Below are 19,458 nucleotides of genomic sequence, written 5' to 3' on the forward strand. Positions count from 1 at the left end.
GCCCCGCCGCCGCCCGCCCCGCCGGTGTCGGGCGTTGTTCCCCGGCGGGGCCCCGACGTGCGCCGGCGCCCGGGTCGGCGCCGGGCACCAACCGCGGCTGGGGCGGGACCCCGGCGGCCCGGGACCCACCGACCTCGGAGCCGGCGTCGTCGTCGACCGTCGACCCGGTGTGCCGGTCGTCCTGGTCCCGGGCCGCTCGTCTGCCAGTCACGACGTTCATTGCACACCGGAGGGGGAGGCGGAACGGGCAGCTCGACAGCGTGTCGGCGACAAATCGGACCAATGGTCGGGGTGGTCGGGCCGGTCCGCCGGGCCGGCACCCCCCATTGGTTCGCGGGTTCCCCGGACGGGTCACTAGGCTTGCTGCTCATGAGTCACGTTCTCGCGGCAGTGGCCTGGCCGTACGCCAACGGCCCCCGCCACATCGGCCACGTCTCCGGTTTCGGCGTTCCCTCCGACGTCTTCGCCCGGTACATGCGGATGGCCGGCCACGACGTGCTCATGGTCTCCGGCACCGACGAGCACGGCACCCCCATCCAGGTGCAGGCCGACGCCGACGGGGTCACCCCGCGCGAGCTGGCCGACCGGTACAACAGGGTGATCGTCGAGGACCTGCACGGCCTCGGTCTCTCCTACGACCTGTTCACCCGCACCACCACCCGCAACCACTACGCGGTGGTGCAGGAGCTGTTCGAGGGGATGTACCGCAACGGCTACATCGTGCCGAAGACCACCATGGGCGCGATCTCGCCGTCCACCGGGCGCACCCTGCCCGACCGGTACATCGAGGGCACCTGCCCGATCTGCGGGTACGACAGCGCGCGCGGCGACCAGTGCGACAACTGCGGCAACCAGCTCGACCCGATCGACCTGATCAACCCGAAGTCGCGGATCAACGGGGAGACCCCGAAGTTCGTCGAGACCGAGCACTTCTTCCTGGACCTGCCCGCCCTGGCCGACGTGCTGCGCCAGTGGCTGGACACCCGCGACGGGTGGCGGCCCAACGTGCTGCGGTTCTCCCGCAACCTGCTCGACGACCTCCAGCCCCGCGCGATCACCCGGGACCTGGAGTGGGGCGTGCCGATCCCGCTGGACGGCTGGCGGGACCGGCCCGACAAGCGGATCTACGTCTGGTTCGACGCGGTGATCGGCTACCTGTCCGCCTCGATCGAGTGGGCCCGCCGCTCGGGCGACCCCGAGGCGTGGCGGAAGTGGTGGTCCGCCGACGGGGAGGGCAAGGACGCCCGGTCCTACTACTTCATGGGCAAGGACAACATCGTCTTCCACTCGGTGATCTGGCCGGCGCTGCTGTCGGGCTACTCCGGCGAGGGCTCCCGCGACGGTGAGCCGGGCCAGCTGGGCCGGCTCAACCTGCCCACCGAGGTGGTCTCGAGCGAATACCTGACCATGGAGGGGCGGAAGTTCTCCTCGTCCCGCAAGGTGGTCATCTACGTCCGCGACTTCCTGGAGCGCTACGACGCCGACGCGCTGCGGTACTTCATCGCCGCCGCCGGCCCGGAGAGCAACGACACGGACTTCACCTGGGCCGAGTTCCTGCGCCGCAACAACGACGAGCTGGTCGCCGGCTGGGGCAACCTGGTCAACCGGTCGATCTCGATGGCGGCGAAGAACTTCGGGGCGATCCCGCCGATCGACCCGGCCGGGCTCACCGAGGCCGACGAGGCGCTGCTCGCGGTTGCCCGCGCCGGTTTCGGCACGGTCGGCGACCTCATCGGCCGGCACCGGCAGAAGCAGGCGATCGGCGAGGCCATGAAGGTGGTCGCCGAGGCCAACAGGTACCTCTCCGAGCAGGCGCCGTGGAAGCTCAAGGACGAGGCCGACAAGCCCCGCCAGGGCACCATCCTGCACGTCGCCCTCCAGGTGGTCAGCGACGCCAACACGCTGCTCACCCCGTTCCTGCCGCACTCCGCGCAGCAGGTGCACGAGCTGCTCGGCGGCACCGGCGTGCACGCGCCGATGCCGGTCATCGAGCAGGTCGACGACCTGGACGGCGGGCCGGCGTACCCGGTGCTGACCGGGGACTACACCGTCGGCGCGCGCTGGGAGTCGGTGCCGGTGGAGGCGGGCCGGCCGCTGGCCGCGCCGAAGCCGGTGTTCCGCAAGCTCGACCCGTCGATCGTCGACGAGGAGCTGGCCCGGCTGGCCGGCTGAGCGTACGACGCCGCGCGGCGGGAGCACACCGCACCGCCGCGCGGCGTCACATCGCGTACCGGGCGTCCATCACCTGGTCGTCGGTCACCTCGGCGCCCGGCGCCCAGGTCTCGTAGACGCCACGGTCGTGGCACTGCGCGCCGGTGGCGACCACCGCGTCCGGGTCCGGGAAGCGCAGCCGCAGCCGCAGCCAGCCGGCCTCCTCGCGCAGCACCAGGCACGGCGCACCCCGCCACCGCGCGAACCGGAGCCGGCGGGCCACCGCGTCCACCGGGTAGCGGGCCGCCCGGGTCATCGCCAGCACCCGGAACCCGCCGGGCAGATCCGCCACCGCCTCGTACTCGGTGTCGCCGTGCACGCCGACGAGCTGCGTGGAACGCGGCGCGTCCCCGGTCGGCACATACTCCTGGTCCGGTGAGAGGCCGGGCACCGCGGCCAGCAGGTGCCGCCACTGCGGGCCCACCATGCGCAGCCAGCCGCGCTGCTCGGCCTGGTAGGTGTACAGCACCACCTCCACCCCCTGCGCCGGGTAGGCGATCAGGGAGGCGTTCGCCGGCATCGGCAGGTCCGCGAAGTCCCGGGTGATGAACTCCGGGATGAGCTGACCGTTGCTCGGCACGAAACCCGTACCCAGCACCGGGGGGCCCAGCCGGTCCCGGGATGCCAACGCGGTCAGGCCACGGTGCGCCTCGCCGACCGGCACGTCGTAGTCGCCCGGGTCGGCGGCCCGCCACCGCAGCGCGTACGCCACGTCGGAGCCGTCCCGACCGACCTCGCCGTCGGTGCGCAGCACCGTGGTCGCCGACGGCGTACGCAGATGCGCCACGTCGTGTTCCCGGTAGCAGAAGCCGTGCGGCAGCCAGCCCCGTACGTAGCCGGCGAGCTGACGGGCGGAGAGCACCTTCACCATCCGGGTGCCCCGCCGTACGACCGCGGACGCGCGCGCCGCCACCAGCAGCGGGTCTCCGGCGGCGGACGGCTGCTGGCTGAGCTGGTGCAGGTGCGCCCACCCGTGCTCCCGGTGCGCCGGCATCATCAGCGGCGTGTCCGGCTCCTCGGCCGGCTGTGACGCCCCGTGCACGGCGGTCACCTCGGTGACGTGCACGAACCGGCGCCACGGCAGGGCGCTGCCCGGCCGGGGCGCCCACTCGAAGCCGGTCACCTCGTCCGCGCTGAACACCTCGTACGCGGCGCCCCGAGCGATCTCCTCGGCCGGGTACACGCCGCCGTCGAACGCCACGCGCAGCCCGGTGCGCTCACTGGCGGGACTGCTGAGCTCGCTCACGCGGCGACGCTAGAGTCGCGCGGCGTAGTCGAGGTGAACGCCGGGTGGCGGGCGGATGGACAGGCCCGGTGTGTGATGCTGTCGCTGATGAGCGAGCCGACTGAAACCCGCCGCGAGCGTGCCGCCCGGCGGGCCGGAGAGTTCCCGTCCGCCCCCGAGCCGCTGCCCCGGCCGGTGCTGGACAGCCACACCCACCTGGACATCACCGTCAGCGAGGCCGGTGTGCCCGGCGGCGGGCCGGCCGACGACCCGGTCGCCGCGGCGGTCGCGGTGGCTACCAGGGTCGGCGTGGACCGGCTGGTCCAGGTGGGCGTGGACGTCGCCTCCTCCCGATGGGGCGCGGACACCGCCGACGCGTACCCGGCGGTGCTGGCGACCGTGGCGCTGCACCCCAACGAGGCGCCCCGGCTGGCCGACCTCGACGAGGCGCTGCGGGAGATCGAGTCGCTGGCCGCCCGCGACCGGGTCCGGGGGATCGGCGAGACCGGGATGGACTTCTTCCGCACCGGTGACGAGGGGCGCGCCGCGCAGGAGGCCAGCTTCCGGGCGCACATCGCCATCGCCAAGCGGTACGACAAGGCCCTGGTCATCCACGACCGGGACGCGCACGCGGACGTGCTGCGGATCCTCGACGACGAGGGCGCCCCGGAGACGGTGGTGCTGCACTGCTTCTCCGGTGACGCCGAGTTCGCCCGCGAGTGCGTCCGCCGTGGCTACCTGCTCAGCTTCGCCGGCACCGTCACGTTCGCCAGCGCCACCGCGCTGCGGGAGGCCGCCGCGCTCACCCCGGTGGACCAGCTCCTGGTGGAGACCGACGCCCCCTACCTCACGCCGACGCCGCACCGGGGCCGGCCGAACGCCTCGTACCTGATCCCGCTGACCGTCAGGTCGCTCGCCGAGACCACGGGCACCGACCTCGACGAGCTGTGCGCGGCGATCTCCGCGACCGGCGACCGGGTCTTCGGCCCGTGGTGAGCCCGGCCCGGCGGTCGGCCCCGACGACGCCGCTACGCTGCCAGCCATGACCGGTCTCCTCGGCCCGGCGGAGATCCGGGAACTCGCCGCCCGCCTGGGCGTCGCGCCCACCAAGAAGCTGGGCCAGAACTTCGTGCACGACCCGAACACCGTGCGCCGGATCGTCACGGCCGCCGGCCTGACCCCCGACGACGTCGCCCTGGAGGTCGGCCCGGGCCTCGGCTCGCTGACCCTGGGACTGCTGCCGGTCGCCGGGCACGTGCACGCCGTGGAGATCGACCCGGTGCTCGCCGGGGCGCTGCCGGAGACCGTCGCCCGGCACGCCGGCGCGGACGCCGGCCGGCTCACCGTGCACCGCGCCGACGCGTTGCGTGTCGACGCCGCCGAGCTGGCCGACCCGGCGCCGACCGCGCTGGTCGCGAACCTGCCGTACAACGTCGCCGTGCCTGTGGTGCTGCACCTGCTCGCCGCGCTGCCCAGCCTGCGGCACGGCCTGGTGATGGTGCAGAAGGAGGTCGCCGACCGGCTGGTCGCCGGTCCCGGCTCCAAGGTGTACGGCATTCCGTCAGTCAAGCTCGCCTGGTACGCCCAGGCCCGCAGCGCCGGCCGGGTACCGCCGAACGTGTTCTGGCCGGTGCCGAACGTCGACTCCGGCCTGGTCGCCTTCACCTGTCACGAACCGCCCCGCGCCGACGTACCCCGGGAGCGGGTCTTCGCCGTGGTGGACGCGGCGTTCGCGCAGCGCCGCAAGACCCTGCGCGCGGCGCTGGCCGGCTGGGCCGGCGGCGCGGACCGGGCCGCCGCCGCGCTCACCGCGGCCGGCGTCGACCCCGGCGCCCGGGGGGAGTCGCTGACCGTCGCGCAGTTCGCCGCCATCGCCGCGTCGGCTCCGGTCGGTACGCCGGCCGCGAAGTAGGCTGACGCCGTGCCCGCCGAGGACGCCGAGGAGCAGATCGTGGTCAAGCCGTTCGACATCCGCCTGCCCGTGCGGGGTGTCACCCCGTGACCGAGGCCTGGCGACCGGACGACGAGGATGAGCGGCGCGGCGCCTTCGGGCCGGTGCGGGTGCGGGTGCCCGCGAAGGTCAACCTGCACCTCGGGGTTGGTCCACTGCGCCGCGACGGTTACCACGAGCTGAACACCGTCTACCACGCCATCTCCATCTACGACGAGCTGACCGCCCGGCGGGGCGACACGTTGGCGTTGACCATGGAGGGGGAGGGCGCCGGCGAGCTGGCGCTGGACGACTCCAACCTGATCATCCGTGCCGCGCACGCCCTCGCCGGGTACGCGGGGGTGCTGCCGCACGCCCGCCTGCACCTGCGCAAGCAGATCCCCCTCGCCGGTGGCCTGGCCGGCGGCAGCGCCGACGCGGCCGCCGCGCTGGTGGCCTGCGACGCGCTGTGGGGGACCGGCCTGTCCCGGGACGAGCTGGCCGGGATCGCCGCCGACCTCGGCTCCGACGTGCCGTTCCTGATCTACGGGGGCACCGCGCTGGGCACCGGCCGGGGCGAGGCGGTCAGCCCGGTGCTGGTGCGCCCGACGTCCTGGCACTGGGTGGTGGCCATCGCCGACGTTGGCCTGTCCACCCCGGCCGCCTACCGGGAGCTGGACCGGCTGCGCGACGCCGGCACCGCCGGTGCGCCGCTGGGCAGCACCGACGCCCTGCTGGGCGCGCTCCGCCAGCGGGATCCCCGGGTGCTCGCCCGTACGCTCGGCAACGACCTTCAGGACGCCGCGCTGGCCATGCGCCCGGCGCTGGCCGACACCCTCAAGGCCGGCGAGGCTGCGGGCGCGCTCGCGGGTCTCGTCTCCGGCTCCGGCCCGACGTGCGTCTTCCTCGCCGCCGACGCGGCAAGCGCCGAACGGATCGCCGCCGAGCTGACAAGCGCCGGCGTGTGCCGGGAGGCCCGGGTCGCGCATGGTCCGGTCGCCGGCGCCCGGGTCGGCTGACGTCGCGTCCCGCCAGCCCGACGCGGGCCGCGGGCGCGCGGCGCGGGTGACCGGGACGCCCGCGTACCCTTGGGTCAGGCGTCCCGAGGTGCCCGCCGGCACCCGGACGCCTTGATCTTGAAGGGTGGAACGTGGCCAACATCGTCAATCTGGACCGGGTGTCCAAGGGGTACGGCGCCGCCGGGCGGCTGCTCACGGACGTCTCGCTCGGCCTGGACGACGCCGACCGGATCGGTGTGGTCGGCCTCAACGGTGCCGGCAAGTCCACCCTGCTGCGCCTGCTCACCAAGCAGGAGGATCCCGACGACGGCCGGGTCACCCACCGTCGTGACCTGCGCGTGCTCTGGCTGCCCCAGCAGCTCACCCTCGCCCCCGACGCCACAGTCCGGGACGTCGTGCTCGGCACCGCCTGGCTCGGCGAGGGCATGGGCGCCGAGCACGAGTGGGCCGGCGACGCGGGCGTCCGCAACATCCTCGACGGCCTCGGCATGCCGCACCTCGGCCTCGACCAGCCGGTCGGCCCGATGTCCGGTGGCGAACGGCGGCGGGTGGCGCTCGCCGCGCTGCTCGTGCGCGAATCCGACCTGCTCATCCTCGACGAGCCCACCAACCACCTCGATGTCGGCGGTGTCGACTGGCTGGCCCGCCACCTGGTCGGCCGCCGGGGCGCCCTGGTCGTGGTCACCCACGACAGGTGGTTCCTGGACGCGGTCTGCACCAACACCTGGGAGGTCGCCGACCAGACCGTCCGCGCGTACGAGGGCGGCTTCGCCGCCTGGACCCTCGCCCGCGCCGAGCGTGAGCGCGTCGCCGCCGCCACCGAGGCCCGCCGCCAGAACCTGCTCCGCAAGGAGATCGCCTGGCTGCGCCGCGGCCCGCCGGCCCGTACCTCCAAGCCGCAGTTCCGCATCGACGCCGCGAACGCGCTGATCGCCGACGTGCCGCCGGCCCGCGACACCATGTCGTTGCAGCGGATGGCGGTCTCGCGCCTCGGCAAGCAGGTGTACGAGCTGGAGAACGTCGAGCTGCACGCCGGGCCGAAGGAGATCCTGCGCGACGTCACGTGGCTGGTCGGCCCGGGCGACCGGATCGCCATCCTCGGCGCCAACGGCGCCGGCAAGACGACCCTGCTGCGGATGCTCGCCGGCATCACCCGCCCGGACGGCGGCCGACTCAACACCGGCTCCACCGTGCGGCCGGCGTTCCTCTCCCAGGAGCTCGCCGAGCTGCCCGGGCACCTGCGGGTGCTGGAGGCCGTCGAGGAGGTCGCCCGCCGGGTGCAGCTCGGCGACCGGGAGGTCTCCGCCGCCCAGCTCGCCGAGGTCTTCGGCTTCGACGACCGCCGCCTCTGGACCCCGGTCAGTGACCTCTCCGGCGGCGAACGTCGCCGGTTGCAGATGCTGCGGCTGCTCGCCGGCGAACCCAACGTGCTGCTCTTCGACGAGCCCACCAACGACCTGGACACCGACACCCTCGCCGCGCTGGAGGACCTGCTCGACTCGTGGCCCGGCACGATCATCGTGGCGAGCCACGACCGCTACCTGATCGAGCGGGTCACCGACACGGCGTACGGGATGTTCGGCGACGGCCGGCTCGTGCACCTGCCGGGCGGCGTCGACGAGTACCTGGCCCGGACCGCGGAACGGGCCGGTCCTGGCCGCGCCGGTCCCGCGCCGACCGCCGCGTCCGGTGAACCCACCGCGACCGGCATGTCCGCCGCCGAGGTGCGTCAGGCCCGCAAGGAGCTGACCCGCCTGGAACGCCAGCTCGGCAAGCTCGACCAGCGTGAGGCCACCCTGCTCGACCAGCTCGCCGCCGACGCCACCGACTACGCCCGGGTCGCCGAGCTGGACACCCAGCTCAAGGACCTGCGGGCCGAGCGGGAGCGGATCGAGGAGACCTGGATGACCCTCGCCGAGGAGCTTCCCGAGAGCTGATTCGGCCGGGCGCGCCGGGCCGGGGGCCGTGTGCGGCGTCACACCGCCACATGCGGGACAATCGTCGGCGACACCTCACCCCACGGCGTTGGAGACTCAGACATGGCCCACACCCCCGTCAACCACCCCGCGCGGCCGATCTACCGGGCGATCGGCGGGCTGACCGGTCTGTACCTGGTGGTCTTCGGTGTGCTCGGCATCATCGCGAGCGCCGGCAACGAGGTCCTCGCGCAGGACGACACGAAGGTCCTCGGCCAGGGCACCAACCTCGGCTTCTCGCTGCTCAGCGTGCTGCTCGGGGTCATCGTGCTGGTCGGCACCGGTCTCGGCCGCAACATCGACGTGGCGATCAACCAGTGGCTGGCGTACGCCCTCATGGTTGTCGGCCTGGCTGGTCTCGCGTTCATCCGGACCGACGCGAACATCTTCAACTTCAGCATCACCACAGTGGTCGTGGTGCTCTCGGCCGCCCTGGTGCTGCTCATGGTCGGCATGTACGGCAAGGTCGGGTCGGACGAGGAGGCGGAGGCCTTCCAGAAGGCCCGTCTCGTTCTCTGAGGTTGTTTCTTGGTCGCTGTTGTGGTTTTCGCCGGAGCCCGAGCTGCTCCGGGCGGTCAGGCTTGATCCCTGCGCAGCTCGGGCTCCGGCGAAAACCTGACCTTGGTCCGGCCTTCGGCGGACCCTTTCGGCTTTGTTGTTCTTCGGACAGTTGGCGCTGCCTCGGGGGACAATCCTCCTGAATCGGTCAATTCAGGGGGTCTGGGTATGCCGCACTTTCCGGTGAACCATCCGGCTCGGCCGATCTACCGGGTCCTCACCGGTCTGATCGGCGTCTACATCCTGGTCTTCGGAGTCTGGGGTGTCGCCGAGACGATAGGCGACCCGCTCTTCGACCGGGGCAGCCACTGGGCGCTCGGGCTGCGCACCAACCTGGCCTTCTCACTCGCCTCGGTGATCTTCGGGGTCGTCCTGATCATCGGGGCGTCCCGGCGCACCAACCTCGGCCACTACATCAACCTCACCGCAGGTGTGGTCTTCCTGGCGACCAGCATCCTGATGATGTCGGTGCTCCAGACGGAGGCGAACTTCCTCAACTTCTCGATGTCGACAGTTGTCGTGTCGATGCTGTTCGGGTTGGTCCTGCTCGGCACCGGCCTCTACGACAAGGTGGGCCCGCCGGAACACGCCGAGGCGGAACTGGAACTCCGCAAACACCCGGTGGCCGACTCCCACCGTCGCTGAACGAAAGTCAGCCGCGCCGACTGGTGATCAACGTCGGCTTCGCCTCCAGGTGCGACAACCCGTTCCACGCCAGGTTGACCAGATGCGCCGCCACCGTCTCCTTGCGCGGCTTGCGGACCTCCAGCCACCAGCGGCCGGTCAACGCCACCATGCCCACAAGCGCCTGCGAATACAGCTCGGCGAGCTTCGGGTCGTACCCGCGGCTCTTGAACTCGGCGCCCAGGATGTGCTCGACCTGGTGCGCCACGTCGTTCATCACGCTGCTGAAGTTGGCCGTGCCGGACATCAACGGCGACTCGCGGACCAGCACCCGGAACCCGCTGGTCTCCTCCTCGATGTAGCCCAGCAGGGCCAGCGCCGCCTGCTCCAACAGCTCCCGCGGGTGCCCGGCGGTCAACGCCGTGGTGATCCGGTCCAACAGGGCCCGGACCTCCCGGTCCACCACCACCGCGTAGAGCCCCTCCTTGCCGCCGAAGTGCTCGTACACCACCGGCTTGGAGACCTTGGCGCGGGCCGCCACCTCCTCGATGGAGGTGGCGTCGAAACCACGCTCGGCGAAGAGCTGCCGACCGGTCGCGATCAACTGCTCCCGCCGCTGGGCCGCCGACATGCGGACCCGAGAAGGGGGCTTGGGCTTCGGTGCCGGAGTCGCCCGGCCGCCGACACCGTCGCTGGCCTCGGACATGTCGCCGCCTCGCTGGCGCTTGGTGACGCCCTGCCGTGGGATGGTGCCTCCGTCGTGCCCGTTCACGTCGTCGCCTCACCGGCGGGCGGTCCAGCCGCCCTGCCACGCCGTCCGACCGTACCCGGATCGGGCCCGGCTCCCCGCCTGCCGAGTCGTCCGCGTCGCTCGGTCATCCGGCCATCCTGCCAGGCGACCTCCCGGTGCACCGCCCGGTTTACCGGGGTGCGACCGGCTTCACCAGCTTGGCCGCGAGACGCTCCTGCTTCGGCCAGCGCACCTGCGACGCCGCACCGAACTTCTCGAACAGCCAGATCACCCGGGCGGAGATGTCCACCTGGCCGCGCAGCACGCCGTGCCGGGCGCTGGTCGGGTCCGCGTGGTGCAGGTTGTGCCAGCTCTCACCGAAGGACAGGATCGCCAGCGGCCAGAAGTTCGAGGCGCGGTCACCCTGACGCATCGCGAACGGCCGCTCGCCGTAGACGTGGCAGACCGAGTTGATCGCCCAGGTGACGTGGTGCAGCAGGCCGATCCGGACCAGCCCGGCCCAGAAGAACGCGGTGAGCGCGCCCTGCCACGACCAGGTGATCAGGCCGCCCATCAGCGCGGGGCCGAGCAGCGAGATGGCCACCAGCGCCGGGAAGAGCCGGTCCACCCGGCTGATGTCACGGTCGGCGATCAGGTCCGGCGCGAACCGCTGGCGGTTGGACAGCTCCCGGCGGAACAGCCAGCCCACGTGGGCGTGGAACAGGCCCCGGGTCAGCGCCCAGAAGCTGGTGCCGAAGCGCCACGGCGAGTGCGGGTCACCCTCCAGGTCGGAGAAGGCGTGGTGCCGACGGTGGTCGGCCACCCACTGGATGATCTCGCCCTGCACCGCGAGCGAACCCGCGACCGCCAGCGTGACGCGCAGCCACCGCTTGGCCTTGAACGACCCGTGGGTGAAGTAGCGGTGGAAGCCGACCGTGATGCCGAGCCCGGAGACCACGTACCAGACCAGGCCGATGATGACGTCGGTCCAGCCCAGCCAGCCACCCCAGGCCATCGGGACGGCGACCAGCAGGGCCACGAAAGGGATCACCACGAACGCCCAGAGGGCGGCCAGGATCCCGGAGGACTGGCTGCCGTCGGTGAGCGGTTTCGGGCCGGGGGCGGCGGTGTTGGGTTCGAGCACGGTGGTCATGGCACCTCGCAGAGGGGAACGGAAGCGATCACGAAGCTACGCCTACGTCACCGTAACTTACGGCACCGTAGATCGCACGAGGAAGTTTCCAACCGGCTTCGGCGAACCGTTCAAAACAGCAGGTCAAATGCCTTTTGTACGGGGTGGCCGGCGACCGCCCCGGCGGCGGCGCAGCGCTGTGCGAGCTGTTCGCCCGGGCACCGCCACCACCGGTCGACCGGGAGAGGCGAAAGGAGCGGTGGCGTCCGGCGCTCGGGGCGCTAAGGTGTAGCCCGGGATGCCCATCCCCTGATGCGACGCGCTCACGTCGCTGATCGGCCGTGGTGTAATTGGCAACACCCGGGTCTTTGGTACCCGTATTTCAGGTTCGAACCCTGGCGGCCGAGCTGCCCCCTAAGTCCGTTTTAGGCTCCACTGGGGGTAAGAGGGAACCGTGCCGGGCCTCGCGGTTAGCATGGCCGCGAGAGTGTCCGCCGTCCCGACGGGAGCCACACCGTGCCCCAGCCCCAGCTCCGTACCGTCGTCGTGCTCGCCGCCGGTGAGGGCAAGCGGATGAAGTCCACACTGCCCAAGGTGCTGCACCCCCTGCTCGGCCGTACGCTGCTCGGCCACGTGCTGAGCGCGGCCGCGCCGCTGGCCGCCGACCGTACCGTCGTCGTGGTGGGCCACGGCGCCGACCAGGTCCGGGCCCACCTGACCGAGATCGCCCCCGACGCCACGCCCGTGCTCCAGGCCGAGCAGCTCGGCACCGGTCACGCCGTGCGGATCGCACTGGAGGCCGTCCCGGAGGGCGCCGGCACCGTCGTGGTGATCAACGGGGACGTGCCGTTGCTGCGCCCGGAGACGGTGGGCGCGCTGGTGACCGCGCACGAGGAGGCCGCCGCTGCGGCCACCGTGCTCGCCGCCGAGGTTCCCGACCCGACCGGCCTCGGGCGGATCGTCCGGGACGCCGACGGGCGGTTGGAGCAGATCGTCGAGGAGCGCGACGCCGACCCGACGCAGCGAGCGATCCGGGAGATCAACGCCGGGATCTACGCGTTCGACGCGGTGCGGTTGCGCGACGCGCTCGGCAAGCTCTCCACCGACAACGACCAGGGCGAGGAGTACCTGACGGACGTCTTCGGCCTGCTGCGCGCGGCCGGGGAGCCGGTCGCGGTGCACGTGGCCGCCGACCACGTCGAGACGTTGGGCTGCAACGACCGGGTGGAGCTGGCGTCGCTGCGGCGTCTGCTGCGCGACCGGGTCAACGAGGCGTGGATGCGCACCGGTGTGAGCCTGCTCGACCCGGCGACCACCTGGATCGACGTGACCGTCGCGCTCGACCGCGACGCGGTGGTCGACCAGAACACCCAGCTGCGTGGCGCCACCGTGGTCGGCTCCGGCGCGCTGATCGGCCCGGACGTCACGCTCGTCGACACGATCGTCGGTCCGGGGGCGTCGGTGGTCCGCAGCCACGCGGTCGGCGCCGAGGTCGGCGAGGGCGCCAGCGTGGGGCCGTACGCGTACCTGCGGCCGGCGGCGCGACTGGCCGACAAGGCGAAGGTCGGCACGTTCGTCGAGGTGAAGAACTCGCAGATCGGCGCGGGGTCGAAGGTGCCGCACCTGACGTACGTCGGCGACGCGACGATCGGTGAGCAGACCAACATCGGGGCTGCCTCGGTCTTCGTCAACTACGACGGGGTCAACAAGCACCGCACGGTGATCGGCAGTCACGCCCGCACGGGCGCGGACAACATGTTCGTGGCCCCGGTCGAGGTGGGCGACGGCGCGTACACGGCGGCCGGCTCGGTGATCGTGGACGACGTGCCGGCGGGCGCGATGGGTGTGGCCCGGGCGCGTCAGCGCAACATCGAGGGCTGGGTGGTGAAGCGGCGGGCCGGTACGGCGGCGGCCGAGGCCGCACAGCGCGCCGGTGACGCGAAGGGTGCGTCGGATGTGGCCGGCGCCGCAAGCGACAGTGAGGCAATGCACGGGCAGGCCGAGACGGTGGGCGGTGCGTCCGGCGCGGGAGATACTGCAACCGACTAGTCCCCGACCCACCACCACCGGGCCGGGTACCGCCGACAAACGGGAGCAGACGGGCCCATGGGCAGCATCGTCGCCGAAAACCGCAAAAGCCTGATGCTCTTCTCCGGACGGGGCTTTCCGGAGCTGGCAAAGGAGATCGGCGAGGTGCTCGGCGTTGCGCCGACGCCGGCCGACGCATACGAGTTCGCCAACGGCGAGATCTTCGTACGCTTCAAGGACTCGGTGCGTGGATCGGACGCCTTCGTGGTGCAGTCCGTGACGCACGGGGTGAACACCTGGGTCATGGAGACCCTGATCATGGTGGACGCGCTGAAGCGGGGGTCCGCCAAGCGGATCACCGTGGTGTTGCCGTTCTACCCGTACGCCCGCCAGGACAAGAAGCACCGTGGTCGGGAGCCGATCTCGGCCCGGCTCGTGGCGGATCTGCTGAAGACGGCCGGCGCGAACCGGATCCTCACCGTCGACCTGCACACCGCACAGATCCAGGGCTTCTTCGACGGCCCGGTGGACCACCTCTTCGCGATGGACATCCTGGCGGAGTACGTGGAGCACCGGTACGCAGGCCGGCCGATGACGGTGGTGGCACCGGATTCGGGGCGGGTGCGGGTGGCCGAGCGGTGGACCGACCGGCTGGGCGGCTGCCCGCTGGCGTTCATCCACAAGACCCGCGACCCGATGAAGCCGAACCAGGTGGTGGCGAACCGGGTGGTCGGCGAGGTGGAGGGCCGGGTCTGCCTGATCGTGGACGACATGATCGACACCGGTGGCACGATCGCCAAGGCGGCGGACATCCTCAAGGAGTCGGGCGCGGCGGAGATCGTGGTCGCCTCCACCCACGCGCTGCTGTCCGATCCGGCGATCGAGCGGCTGAAGAACAGCTCGATCAGCGAGATCGTGGTGACCAACACGCTGCCGTTGCCTCCGGAGAAGCAACTGGACAAGCTGACCGTGCTGTCGATCGCGCCGCTGCTGGCGCGGGCGATCCGGGAGGTGTTCGACGACGGCTCGGTGACCACCCTCTTCGGTGGCCTGAGCTGAGCGGGGCCTGAGCTGGGCGAGGCCTGGAGGCCCCGTTTCCGCCAGTCGGCGCGCCGGCGCGGGCCGAGCTGACAGAATGGTCGAACGGGGCCGACACGCTGGCGGGAACACCGCCGGCGCGCCGGCCCGGAGCCGTGACCGGGGACTGCCGGAAACCTTCAAATCAGCTCGGGTAGACTGGTGCGGTTGCCACGGCGAGGGTGCCCGGCGGGCCGCTGAATAAGCGCCGCACGGAGGCACCGTCATCGACGCGGTGCTCCGGGCAGTCGTTCATGACGCATGAGCCCCAGCGAGCCCCTCGCCCCAGCACCGCCAGACGACAAGCCGCCGCAGCGAAAAGCATCAGGAGTTTCCCCGTGTCCGAGGTAAAGATCAGCGCCGAGCCCCGTACCGAGTTCGGCAAGGGTGGTGCCCGCCGTACCCGCCGGGCCGGCAAGGTGCCCGCCGTGCTGTACGGCCACGGCGAGAAGCCCAAGCACATCGCGCTGCCGTCGCGGGAGTTCGCCGCGGCGATCCGCAAGGGTGGCGCCAACCAGCTCTTCGCGATCGACATCACCGACGGCACCCAGGTGCTGGCGCTGCCGAAGGCGATCCAGCGTGACCCGATCAAGGACACCTTCGAGCACGTCGACCTGCTCCTGGTCCGTCGCGGCGAGAAGGTCACCGTCGAGGTTCCGGTCCAGCTGACCGGCGAGGCCGCACGGGACACCCTGATCGTGCACGACCACGACACCCTCTCGGTGACCGCCGACGCCACCAAGGTGCCGGACCACCTCGAGGCGTCGATCGAGGGCCTGGAGGCCGGTTCCCAGGTGACCGCCGGCGACGTGCAGCTGCCTGCCGGTGTGGAGCTGGTGGGCGACTCGGAGCAGACGGTCGCGTCGGTGACCGCCGCGCCGACCGCCGAGCAGCTCGAGGCGACGCTGCCCGAGGTCGAGGCGGCCACCGAGGAGGCCGAGGCCGAGGTCGGCGAGGGCACCGAGGACTCCGAGGGCGCGGACACCGCCGAGGGCGACGAGGCGCGCACCGAGGCCTGATCGGTTTCGTACTCTGCTGGCAGGCGTCCCCGAGCGGGGGCGCCTGTCGGCGTATCGGGAGTCGGTGGGAGGGGCGGGTCGTGACGGACGAGGCGGGGCCGTGGCTGGTCGTCGGCCTGGGCAATCCGGGCCGGGAGTACGCCGGGAACCGGCACAACGTCGGCTTCATGGTGGCTGACCTGCTGGCCGCTCGGGTGGGCGCGCGGTTCGGTCGGCACAAGCGGGCGGTCGCCGAGGTGGCCGAGGGGCGACTGGGCTTCGGTGGGCCGAAGCTGGTGCTGGCCAAGCCACTGACGTACATGAACCTCTCCGGTGGGCCGGTGGCGGCGCTGTCGCAGTTCTACAAGGTGCCGCCGGCACGGGTGATCGCGGTGCACGACGAGTTGGACATCGGCTTCGGCCAGGTGCGGGTGAAGTGCGGCGGCGGCGAGGGCGGGCACAACGGCCTGCGCTCGATGTCGAAGTCGTTGGGTACGAAGGACTACGTCCGGGTGCGGTTCGGGGTCGGCCGGCCACCGGGGCGGCAGGACCCGGCGGATTATGTGCTGTCGGATTTCAGCACGGCGGAGCGCAAGGAGCTGGATTTCCTGGTGGACCGTGCTGCCGACGTCGTGGAGTCGGTGATCCTCAAGGGCGTGGAGCCCACCCAGAACCTCTACCACGGCGCCTGAGCCGGGCGGGGCGTACCGGATCCGCGGCACTGGGCCGGTAGTCTGCGCCTTTTGGCGGGCCGCGACCGGCGAGTGCCTCGCGGTGGGTGTCCGGGCGGGCACGGGCCGCGGCGAGGTGACGGGAGCGGACACAGATGGGCAGTCCTCCGATGATCGACGGCGCGTTCGCCCGGTGGCTGGCGTCCCGGGCCGGTCAGGCGTTGCTCGACCTGCGTGCGGAGTTGGGTTTCACGGACGCCGGCGCGCTCAAGTCGGCCGGGGACAAGGTGTCGCACGACCTGATCCGTACGGAGCTGGCGAAGTGGCGGCCGGGCGACGCGGTGCTCTCCGAGGAGGACGAGGGGTCGCGGCTGGCCTGGGCGGCGGAGGTCAACACCGAGGCGGTGTCGCGACTGGCCGCCGACCGGGTGTGGATCGTCGACCCGTTGGACGGCACGCGGGAGTTCGCCGAGGAGGGCCGCTCGGACTGGGCTGTGCACGTGGCGCTCTGGGCACGCAACGCGCCGAGTCCGCACGGACTGGTCGCCGGGGCGGTGGGTCTGCCGGCGCAGCACCGGGTGCTGGGCACGGACTACCCGCCGGCGTACCCGCCGATGACGGTGGAGGCGGCGACGGCGGGTACGCGGGTGATCCGGTTGGCGGCGAGCCGGAGCCGGCCGCCGGTGTTCCTCACCGACCTCGCCGAGGACGTGGGGGCGAAGCTGGTGCCGATGGGTTCGGCCGGAGCCAAGATCGCCGCGGTGGTCACCGGTGAGGTGGACGCGTACATCCACGCCGGCGGTCAGTACGAGTGGGACTCGGCGGCGCCGGTGGCTGTGGCGACGGCCACCGGACTGCACGCTTCCCGGATCGATGGTTCTGCGCTGAAATACAACGAGGCGGATCCACGCCTGCCGGACCTGTTGGTCTGTCGCAAGGATCTCGCCACCCGGTTGCTTGCAGCGCTGCAGAGACATTCCGGGTAGCCTGAGCGGACTTTCTTGACATGCCCGACCGGAAAGGTCTGGAAATCGGATGAGCAAGCGAATCGAGCCGGTGTCATGACCACCCCCGCCGCCTACCGGGTCTCCCACCTGGACGCCCTGGAGGCGGAGAGCATCTTCGTGATGCGCGAGGTGGTCGCCGAGATGGAACGCCCGGTGCTGCTCTTCTCCGGCGGCAAGGACTCGATCGTCATGCTGCGCCTGGCGCAGAAGGCGTTCGCCCCGGCCAACATCCCCTTCCCGGTCATGCACGTCGACACCGGGCACAACTTCCCCGAGGTGCTCGAATACCGCGACCAGCGGGTCGCCGAGCTGGGGTTGCAGCTCGTGGTGGCGAGCGTGCCGGAGGCCCTGGCCAGCGGCATGGTCCGGGAGTCCGGCGACGGGATGCGCAACCGGATCCAGACGCCGGTGCTGCTGGACGCGGTGGAGAAGCACCGCTTCGACGCGTTGTTCGGCGGCGCCCGCCGGGACGAGGAGAAGGCCCGCGCCAAGGAACGGGTGTTCAGCTTCCGCGACGAGTTCGGTCAGTGGGATCCGAAGAACCAGCGGCCGGAGCTGTGGTCGCTCTACAACGGCCGGCACCACCCGGGCGAGTCGATCCGGGTCTTCCCGCTGTCCAACTGGACCGAGCTGGACGTGTGGCACTACATCGCCCGGGAGCGCATCCCGCTGCCGTCGATCTACTACGCGCACGAGCGCGAGGTGATCGAACGGGACGGGATGTACTACGCGGTGAACGAGTTCTTCCGCCCCCGCGCGGGCGAGGAACGGTTCAAGGCGCAGGTGCGCTACCGCACCGTCGGCGACGCCTCCTGCACCGCGGCGGTCCGCTCCGACGCGGACACCGTGGAGAAGGTCATCGAGGAGGTCGCGGCCACCCGGATCACCGAGCGGGGCGCGACCCGTGGTGACGACCGGGTCAGCGAGGCCGCCATGGAGGACCGCAAGCGGGAGGGCTACTTCTGATGAGCACCGAGACGGTGGCCCCGGCCCCCGAGGCGCGGGCGATGGACCTGCTGCGGTTCGCCACCGCCGGCAGCGTGGACGACGGCAAGTCGACCCTGATCGGCCGCCTGCTCTACGACACCAAGTCGCTCTTCACCGACCAGTTGGCCGCGGTGGAGGCGGTCAGCGCGGCCCGCGGTGACGAGTACACCAACCTGGCGCTGCTCACCGACGGCCTGCGCGCCGAGCGGGAGCAGGGCATCACCATCGACGTGGCGTACCGGTACTTCGCCACGCCCCGGCGCAAGTTCATCATCGCCGACACTCCGGGCCACATCCAGTACACCCGCAACATGGTCACCGGGGCGTCCACCGCCGACCTGGCGTTGATCCTGGTGGACGCGCGCAAGGGCCTGGTCGAGCAGTCCCGCCGGCACGCGTTCCTGTGCTCCCTGCTGCGGGTGCCGCACCTGGTCCTCTGCGTCAACAAGATGGACCTGGTCGACTGGTCGCAGGAGGTCTACGAACGCATCGCCGACGAGTTCACCGCGTTCGCCGCGAAGCTCGACGTACCGGACCTGACAGTGGTGCCGATCTCGGCGCTGCGCGGCGACAACATCGTCACCCGGTCGGAGAACATGCAGTGGTACGAGGGTCCGTCGCTGCTGCACCACCTGGAGCGGGTGCACATCGCGAGCGACCGCAACCTGGTCGACGTCCGGTTCCCGGTGCAGTACGTGATCCGTCCGCAGTCCACGACTGTCACCGACTACCGCGGCTACGCCGGCCAGGTCGCCTCCGGAGTGCTCAAGCCGGGTGACGAGGTGATGGTGCTGCCGTCCGGCTTCACCAGCCGGATCGCCGCGGTGGAGACCGCCGACGGGCCGGTTGCGGAGGCGTTCCCGCCGATGTCGGTGACGGTACGACTGGCCGACGAGATCGACATCTCCCGGGGTGACCTGATCTGCCGTCCGAACAACGCTCCGGCGGTGGCCCAGGACATCGAGGCGATGGTCTGCTGGATGGACGAGATCACCCCGTTGCGGGTCGGCGGCCGGTACGCGATCAAGCACACCACCCGTTCGGCGCGGGCGATCGTGCGCGGGCTGCACTACCGGCTGGACATCAACTCGCTGCACCGGGACGAGTCGGCGGACGAGCTGCGGCTCAACGAGATCGGTCGGGTGCGGCTGCGGACGACGGTGCCGCTGCTGGCCGACGAGTACCGGCGCAACCGCACCACCGGAGGCTTCGTCATCATCGACGAGACCACCAACCGCACGGTAGGCGCCGCCATGATCGTCGAAGCCGCCTGACGCCCTCCCAC

Annotated in this window: 18 protein-coding genes and 1 tRNA gene; 15 read left to right on the top strand and 4 right to left on the bottom strand. The window is 71.7% G+C overall.

What is annotated here, in order from left to right; genetic code table 11:
* Positions 1-211 (bottom strand): hypothetical protein (locus tag FHG89_RS33285; RefSeq protein WP_208760921.1); only part of this gene is annotated, 211 nt, incomplete at its 3' end.
* A 158-nt stretch (positions 212-369) separates the two neighbouring features.
* Between FHG89_RS33285 and metG the strand changes: the two genes are divergently transcribed.
* Positions 370-2,172 carry a methionine--tRNA ligase gene (metG, locus tag FHG89_RS10460; protein WP_139584180.1) on the top strand — a complete coding sequence of 601 codons (1,803 nt, stop codon included), beginning with the start codon at positions 370-372 and terminating at the stop codon, positions 2,170-2,172.
* A 46-nt stretch (positions 2,173-2,218) separates the two neighbouring features.
* Here metG and FHG89_RS10465 read toward each other — a convergent pair whose 3' ends face one another.
* Positions 2,219-3,457: a hypothetical protein gene (locus FHG89_RS10465; protein WP_139584181.1), complete on the bottom strand. Its 1,239-nt coding sequence runs from the start codon at positions 3,455-3,457 to the stop codon at positions 2,219-2,221.
* 75 nt (positions 3,458-3,532) lie between these two features.
* Between FHG89_RS10465 and FHG89_RS10470 the strand changes: the two genes are divergently transcribed.
* From FHG89_RS10470 to FHG89_RS10495, 6 genes are all read left to right on the top strand, one after another.
* Positions 3,533-4,432 carry a TatD family hydrolase gene (locus tag FHG89_RS10470; RefSeq protein ID WP_139584182.1) on the top strand — a complete coding sequence of 300 codons (900 nt, stop codon included), beginning with the start codon at positions 3,533-3,535 and terminating at the stop codon, positions 4,430-4,432.
* 46 nt (positions 4,433-4,478) lie between these two features.
* Positions 4,479-5,348, top strand: coding sequence for a 16S rRNA (adenine(1518)-N(6)/adenine(1519)-N(6))-dimethyltransferase RsmA (gene rsmA / locus FHG89_RS10475; RefSeq protein WP_139584183.1), 870 nt, complete (start codon positions 4,479-4,481; stop codon positions 5,346-5,348).
* A gap of 86 nt (positions 5,349-5,434) precedes the next feature.
* Positions 5,435-6,385, top strand: coding sequence for a 4-(cytidine 5'-diphospho)-2-C-methyl-D-erythritol kinase (locus FHG89_RS10480; RefSeq protein ID WP_139584184.1), 951 nt, complete (start codon positions 5,435-5,437; stop codon positions 6,383-6,385).
* Positions 6,386-6,516: 131 nt separating this feature from the next.
* The gene (locus FHG89_RS10485) at positions 6,517-8,322 is read left to right on the top strand and encodes an ABC-F family ATP-binding cassette domain-containing protein (RefSeq protein ID WP_139584185.1); all 1,806 of its coding nucleotides are present in this window, start codon (positions 6,517-6,519) and stop codon (positions 8,320-8,322) included.
* 102 nt (positions 8,323-8,424) lie between these two features.
* Positions 8,425-8,880, top strand: a complete 456-nt coding sequence (locus FHG89_RS10490; protein ID WP_139584186.1) for a DUF4383 domain-containing protein — start codon at positions 8,425-8,427, stop codon at positions 8,878-8,880.
* Positions 8,881-9,087: 207 nt separating this feature from the next.
* Positions 9,088-9,564 (top strand): DUF4383 domain-containing protein, encoded by a 477-nt coding sequence (locus tag FHG89_RS10495; protein ID WP_139584187.1) that lies wholly within the window; start codon positions 9,088-9,090, stop codon positions 9,562-9,564.
* Positions 9,565-9,571: 7 nt separating this feature from the next.
* On the opposite strand, the gene FHG89_RS10500 is transcribed toward FHG89_RS10495, so the two are convergent.
* Positions 9,572-10,249 carry a TetR/AcrR family transcriptional regulator gene (locus tag FHG89_RS10500; protein ID WP_139584196.1) on the bottom strand — a complete coding sequence of 226 codons (678 nt, stop codon included), beginning with the start codon at positions 10,247-10,249 and terminating at the stop codon, positions 9,572-9,574.
* A 214-nt stretch (positions 10,250-10,463) separates the two neighbouring features.
* Positions 10,464-11,426, bottom strand: a complete 963-nt coding sequence (locus FHG89_RS10505; RefSeq protein WP_139584188.1) for an acyl-CoA desaturase — start codon at positions 11,424-11,426, stop codon at positions 10,464-10,466.
* A gap of 314 nt (positions 11,427-11,740) precedes the next feature.
* Here FHG89_RS10505 and FHG89_RS10510 point away from each other — a divergent pair.
* The 8 genes from FHG89_RS10510 to FHG89_RS10545 all read left to right on the top strand — a co-directional run bounded on the left by FHG89_RS10510 (position 11,741) and on the right by FHG89_RS10545 (position 19,447).
* Positions 11,741-11,812 (top strand) — tRNA-Gln (locus FHG89_RS10510).
* A gap of 109 nt (positions 11,813-11,921) precedes the next feature.
* The gene (gene glmU / locus FHG89_RS10515) at positions 11,922-13,454 is read left to right on the top strand and encodes a bifunctional UDP-N-acetylglucosamine diphosphorylase/glucosamine-1-phosphate N-acetyltransferase GlmU (protein ID WP_139584189.1); all 1,533 of its coding nucleotides are present in this window, start codon (positions 11,922-11,924) and stop codon (positions 13,452-13,454) included.
* Between the two features lie 57 nt (positions 13,455-13,511).
* Positions 13,512-14,492, top strand: coding sequence for a ribose-phosphate diphosphokinase (locus FHG89_RS10520; protein WP_139584190.1), 981 nt, complete (start codon positions 13,512-13,514; stop codon positions 14,490-14,492).
* Positions 14,493-14,848: 356 nt separating this feature from the next.
* The gene (locus tag FHG89_RS10525; RefSeq protein ID WP_139584191.1) at positions 14,849-15,529 is read left to right on the top strand and encodes a 50S ribosomal protein L25/general stress protein Ctc; all 681 of its coding nucleotides are present in this window, start codon (positions 14,849-14,851) and stop codon (positions 15,527-15,529) included.
* Positions 15,530-15,609: 80 nt separating this feature from the next.
* The gene (gene pth, locus FHG89_RS10530) at positions 15,610-16,200 is read left to right on the top strand and encodes an aminoacyl-tRNA hydrolase (protein WP_139584192.1); all 591 of its coding nucleotides are present in this window, start codon (positions 15,610-15,612) and stop codon (positions 16,198-16,200) included.
* 134 nt (positions 16,201-16,334) lie between these two features.
* Entirely contained in the window at positions 16,335-17,165 is an 831-nt protein-coding gene (locus tag FHG89_RS10535) for an inositol monophosphatase family protein (RefSeq protein WP_139584193.1), read from the top strand.
* A 75-nt stretch (positions 17,166-17,240) separates the two neighbouring features.
* Positions 17,241-18,152 (top strand): sulfate adenylyltransferase subunit CysD, encoded by a 912-nt coding sequence (cysD, locus tag FHG89_RS10540; protein WP_139584194.1) that lies wholly within the window; start codon positions 17,241-17,243, stop codon positions 18,150-18,152.
* Positions 18,152-19,447, top strand: coding sequence for a sulfate adenylyltransferase subunit 1 (locus tag FHG89_RS10545; RefSeq protein WP_139584195.1), 1,296 nt, complete (start codon positions 18,152-18,154; stop codon positions 19,445-19,447). The genes cysD and FHG89_RS10545 overlap by 1 nt, the downstream gene beginning before the upstream one ends.
* Positions 19,448-19,458 lie beyond the last annotated feature (11 nt).

The sequence above is a fragment of the Micromonospora orduensis genome, assembly GCF_006228125.1.
In the GTDB taxonomy this organism is placed as follows: Bacteria; Actinomycetota; Actinomycetes; order Mycobacteriales; family Micromonosporaceae; genus Micromonospora; species Micromonospora orduensis.

What these genes read in the sequence shown, in the direction of transcription:
- metG (WP_139584180.1), top strand. Translation starts at nt 370, where the DNA reads ATGAGTCACGTTCTCGCGGCAGTGGCCTGGCCGTACGCCAACGGCCCC.
- FHG89_RS10470 (WP_139584182.1), top strand. Translation starts at nt 3,533, where the DNA reads ATGCTGTCGCTGATGAGCGAGCCGACTGAAACCCGCCGCGAGCGTGCC.
- rsmA (WP_139584183.1), top strand. Translation starts at nt 4,479, where the DNA reads ATGACCGGTCTCCTCGGCCCGGCGGAGATCCGGGAACTCGCCGCCCGC.
- FHG89_RS10490 (WP_139584186.1), top strand. Translation starts at nt 8,425, where the DNA reads ATGGCCCACACCCCCGTCAACCACCCCGCGCGGCCGATCTACCGGGCG.
- FHG89_RS10495 (WP_139584187.1), top strand. Translation starts at nt 9,088, where the DNA reads ATGCCGCACTTTCCGGTGAACCATCCGGCTCGGCCGATCTACCGGGTC.
- FHG89_RS10500 (WP_139584196.1), bottom strand. Translation starts at nt 10,249, where the DNA reads ATGTCCGAGGCCAGCGACGGTGTCGGCGGCCGGGCGACTCCGGCACCG.
- FHG89_RS10505 (WP_139584188.1), bottom strand. Translation starts at nt 11,426, where the DNA reads ATGACCACCGTGCTCGAACCCAACACCGCCGCCCCCGGCCCGAAACCG.
- FHG89_RS10520 (WP_139584190.1), top strand. Translation starts at nt 13,512, where the DNA reads ATGGGCAGCATCGTCGCCGAAAACCGCAAAAGCCTGATGCTCTTCTCC.
- FHG89_RS10535 (WP_139584193.1), top strand. Translation starts at nt 16,335, where the DNA reads ATGGGCAGTCCTCCGATGATCGACGGCGCGTTCGCCCGGTGGCTGGCG.
- cysD (WP_139584194.1), top strand. Translation starts at nt 17,241, where the DNA reads ATGACCACCCCCGCCGCCTACCGGGTCTCCCACCTGGACGCCCTGGAG.
- FHG89_RS10545 (WP_139584195.1), top strand. Translation starts at nt 18,152, where the DNA reads ATGAGCACCGAGACGGTGGCCCCGGCCCCCGAGGCGCGGGCGATGGAC.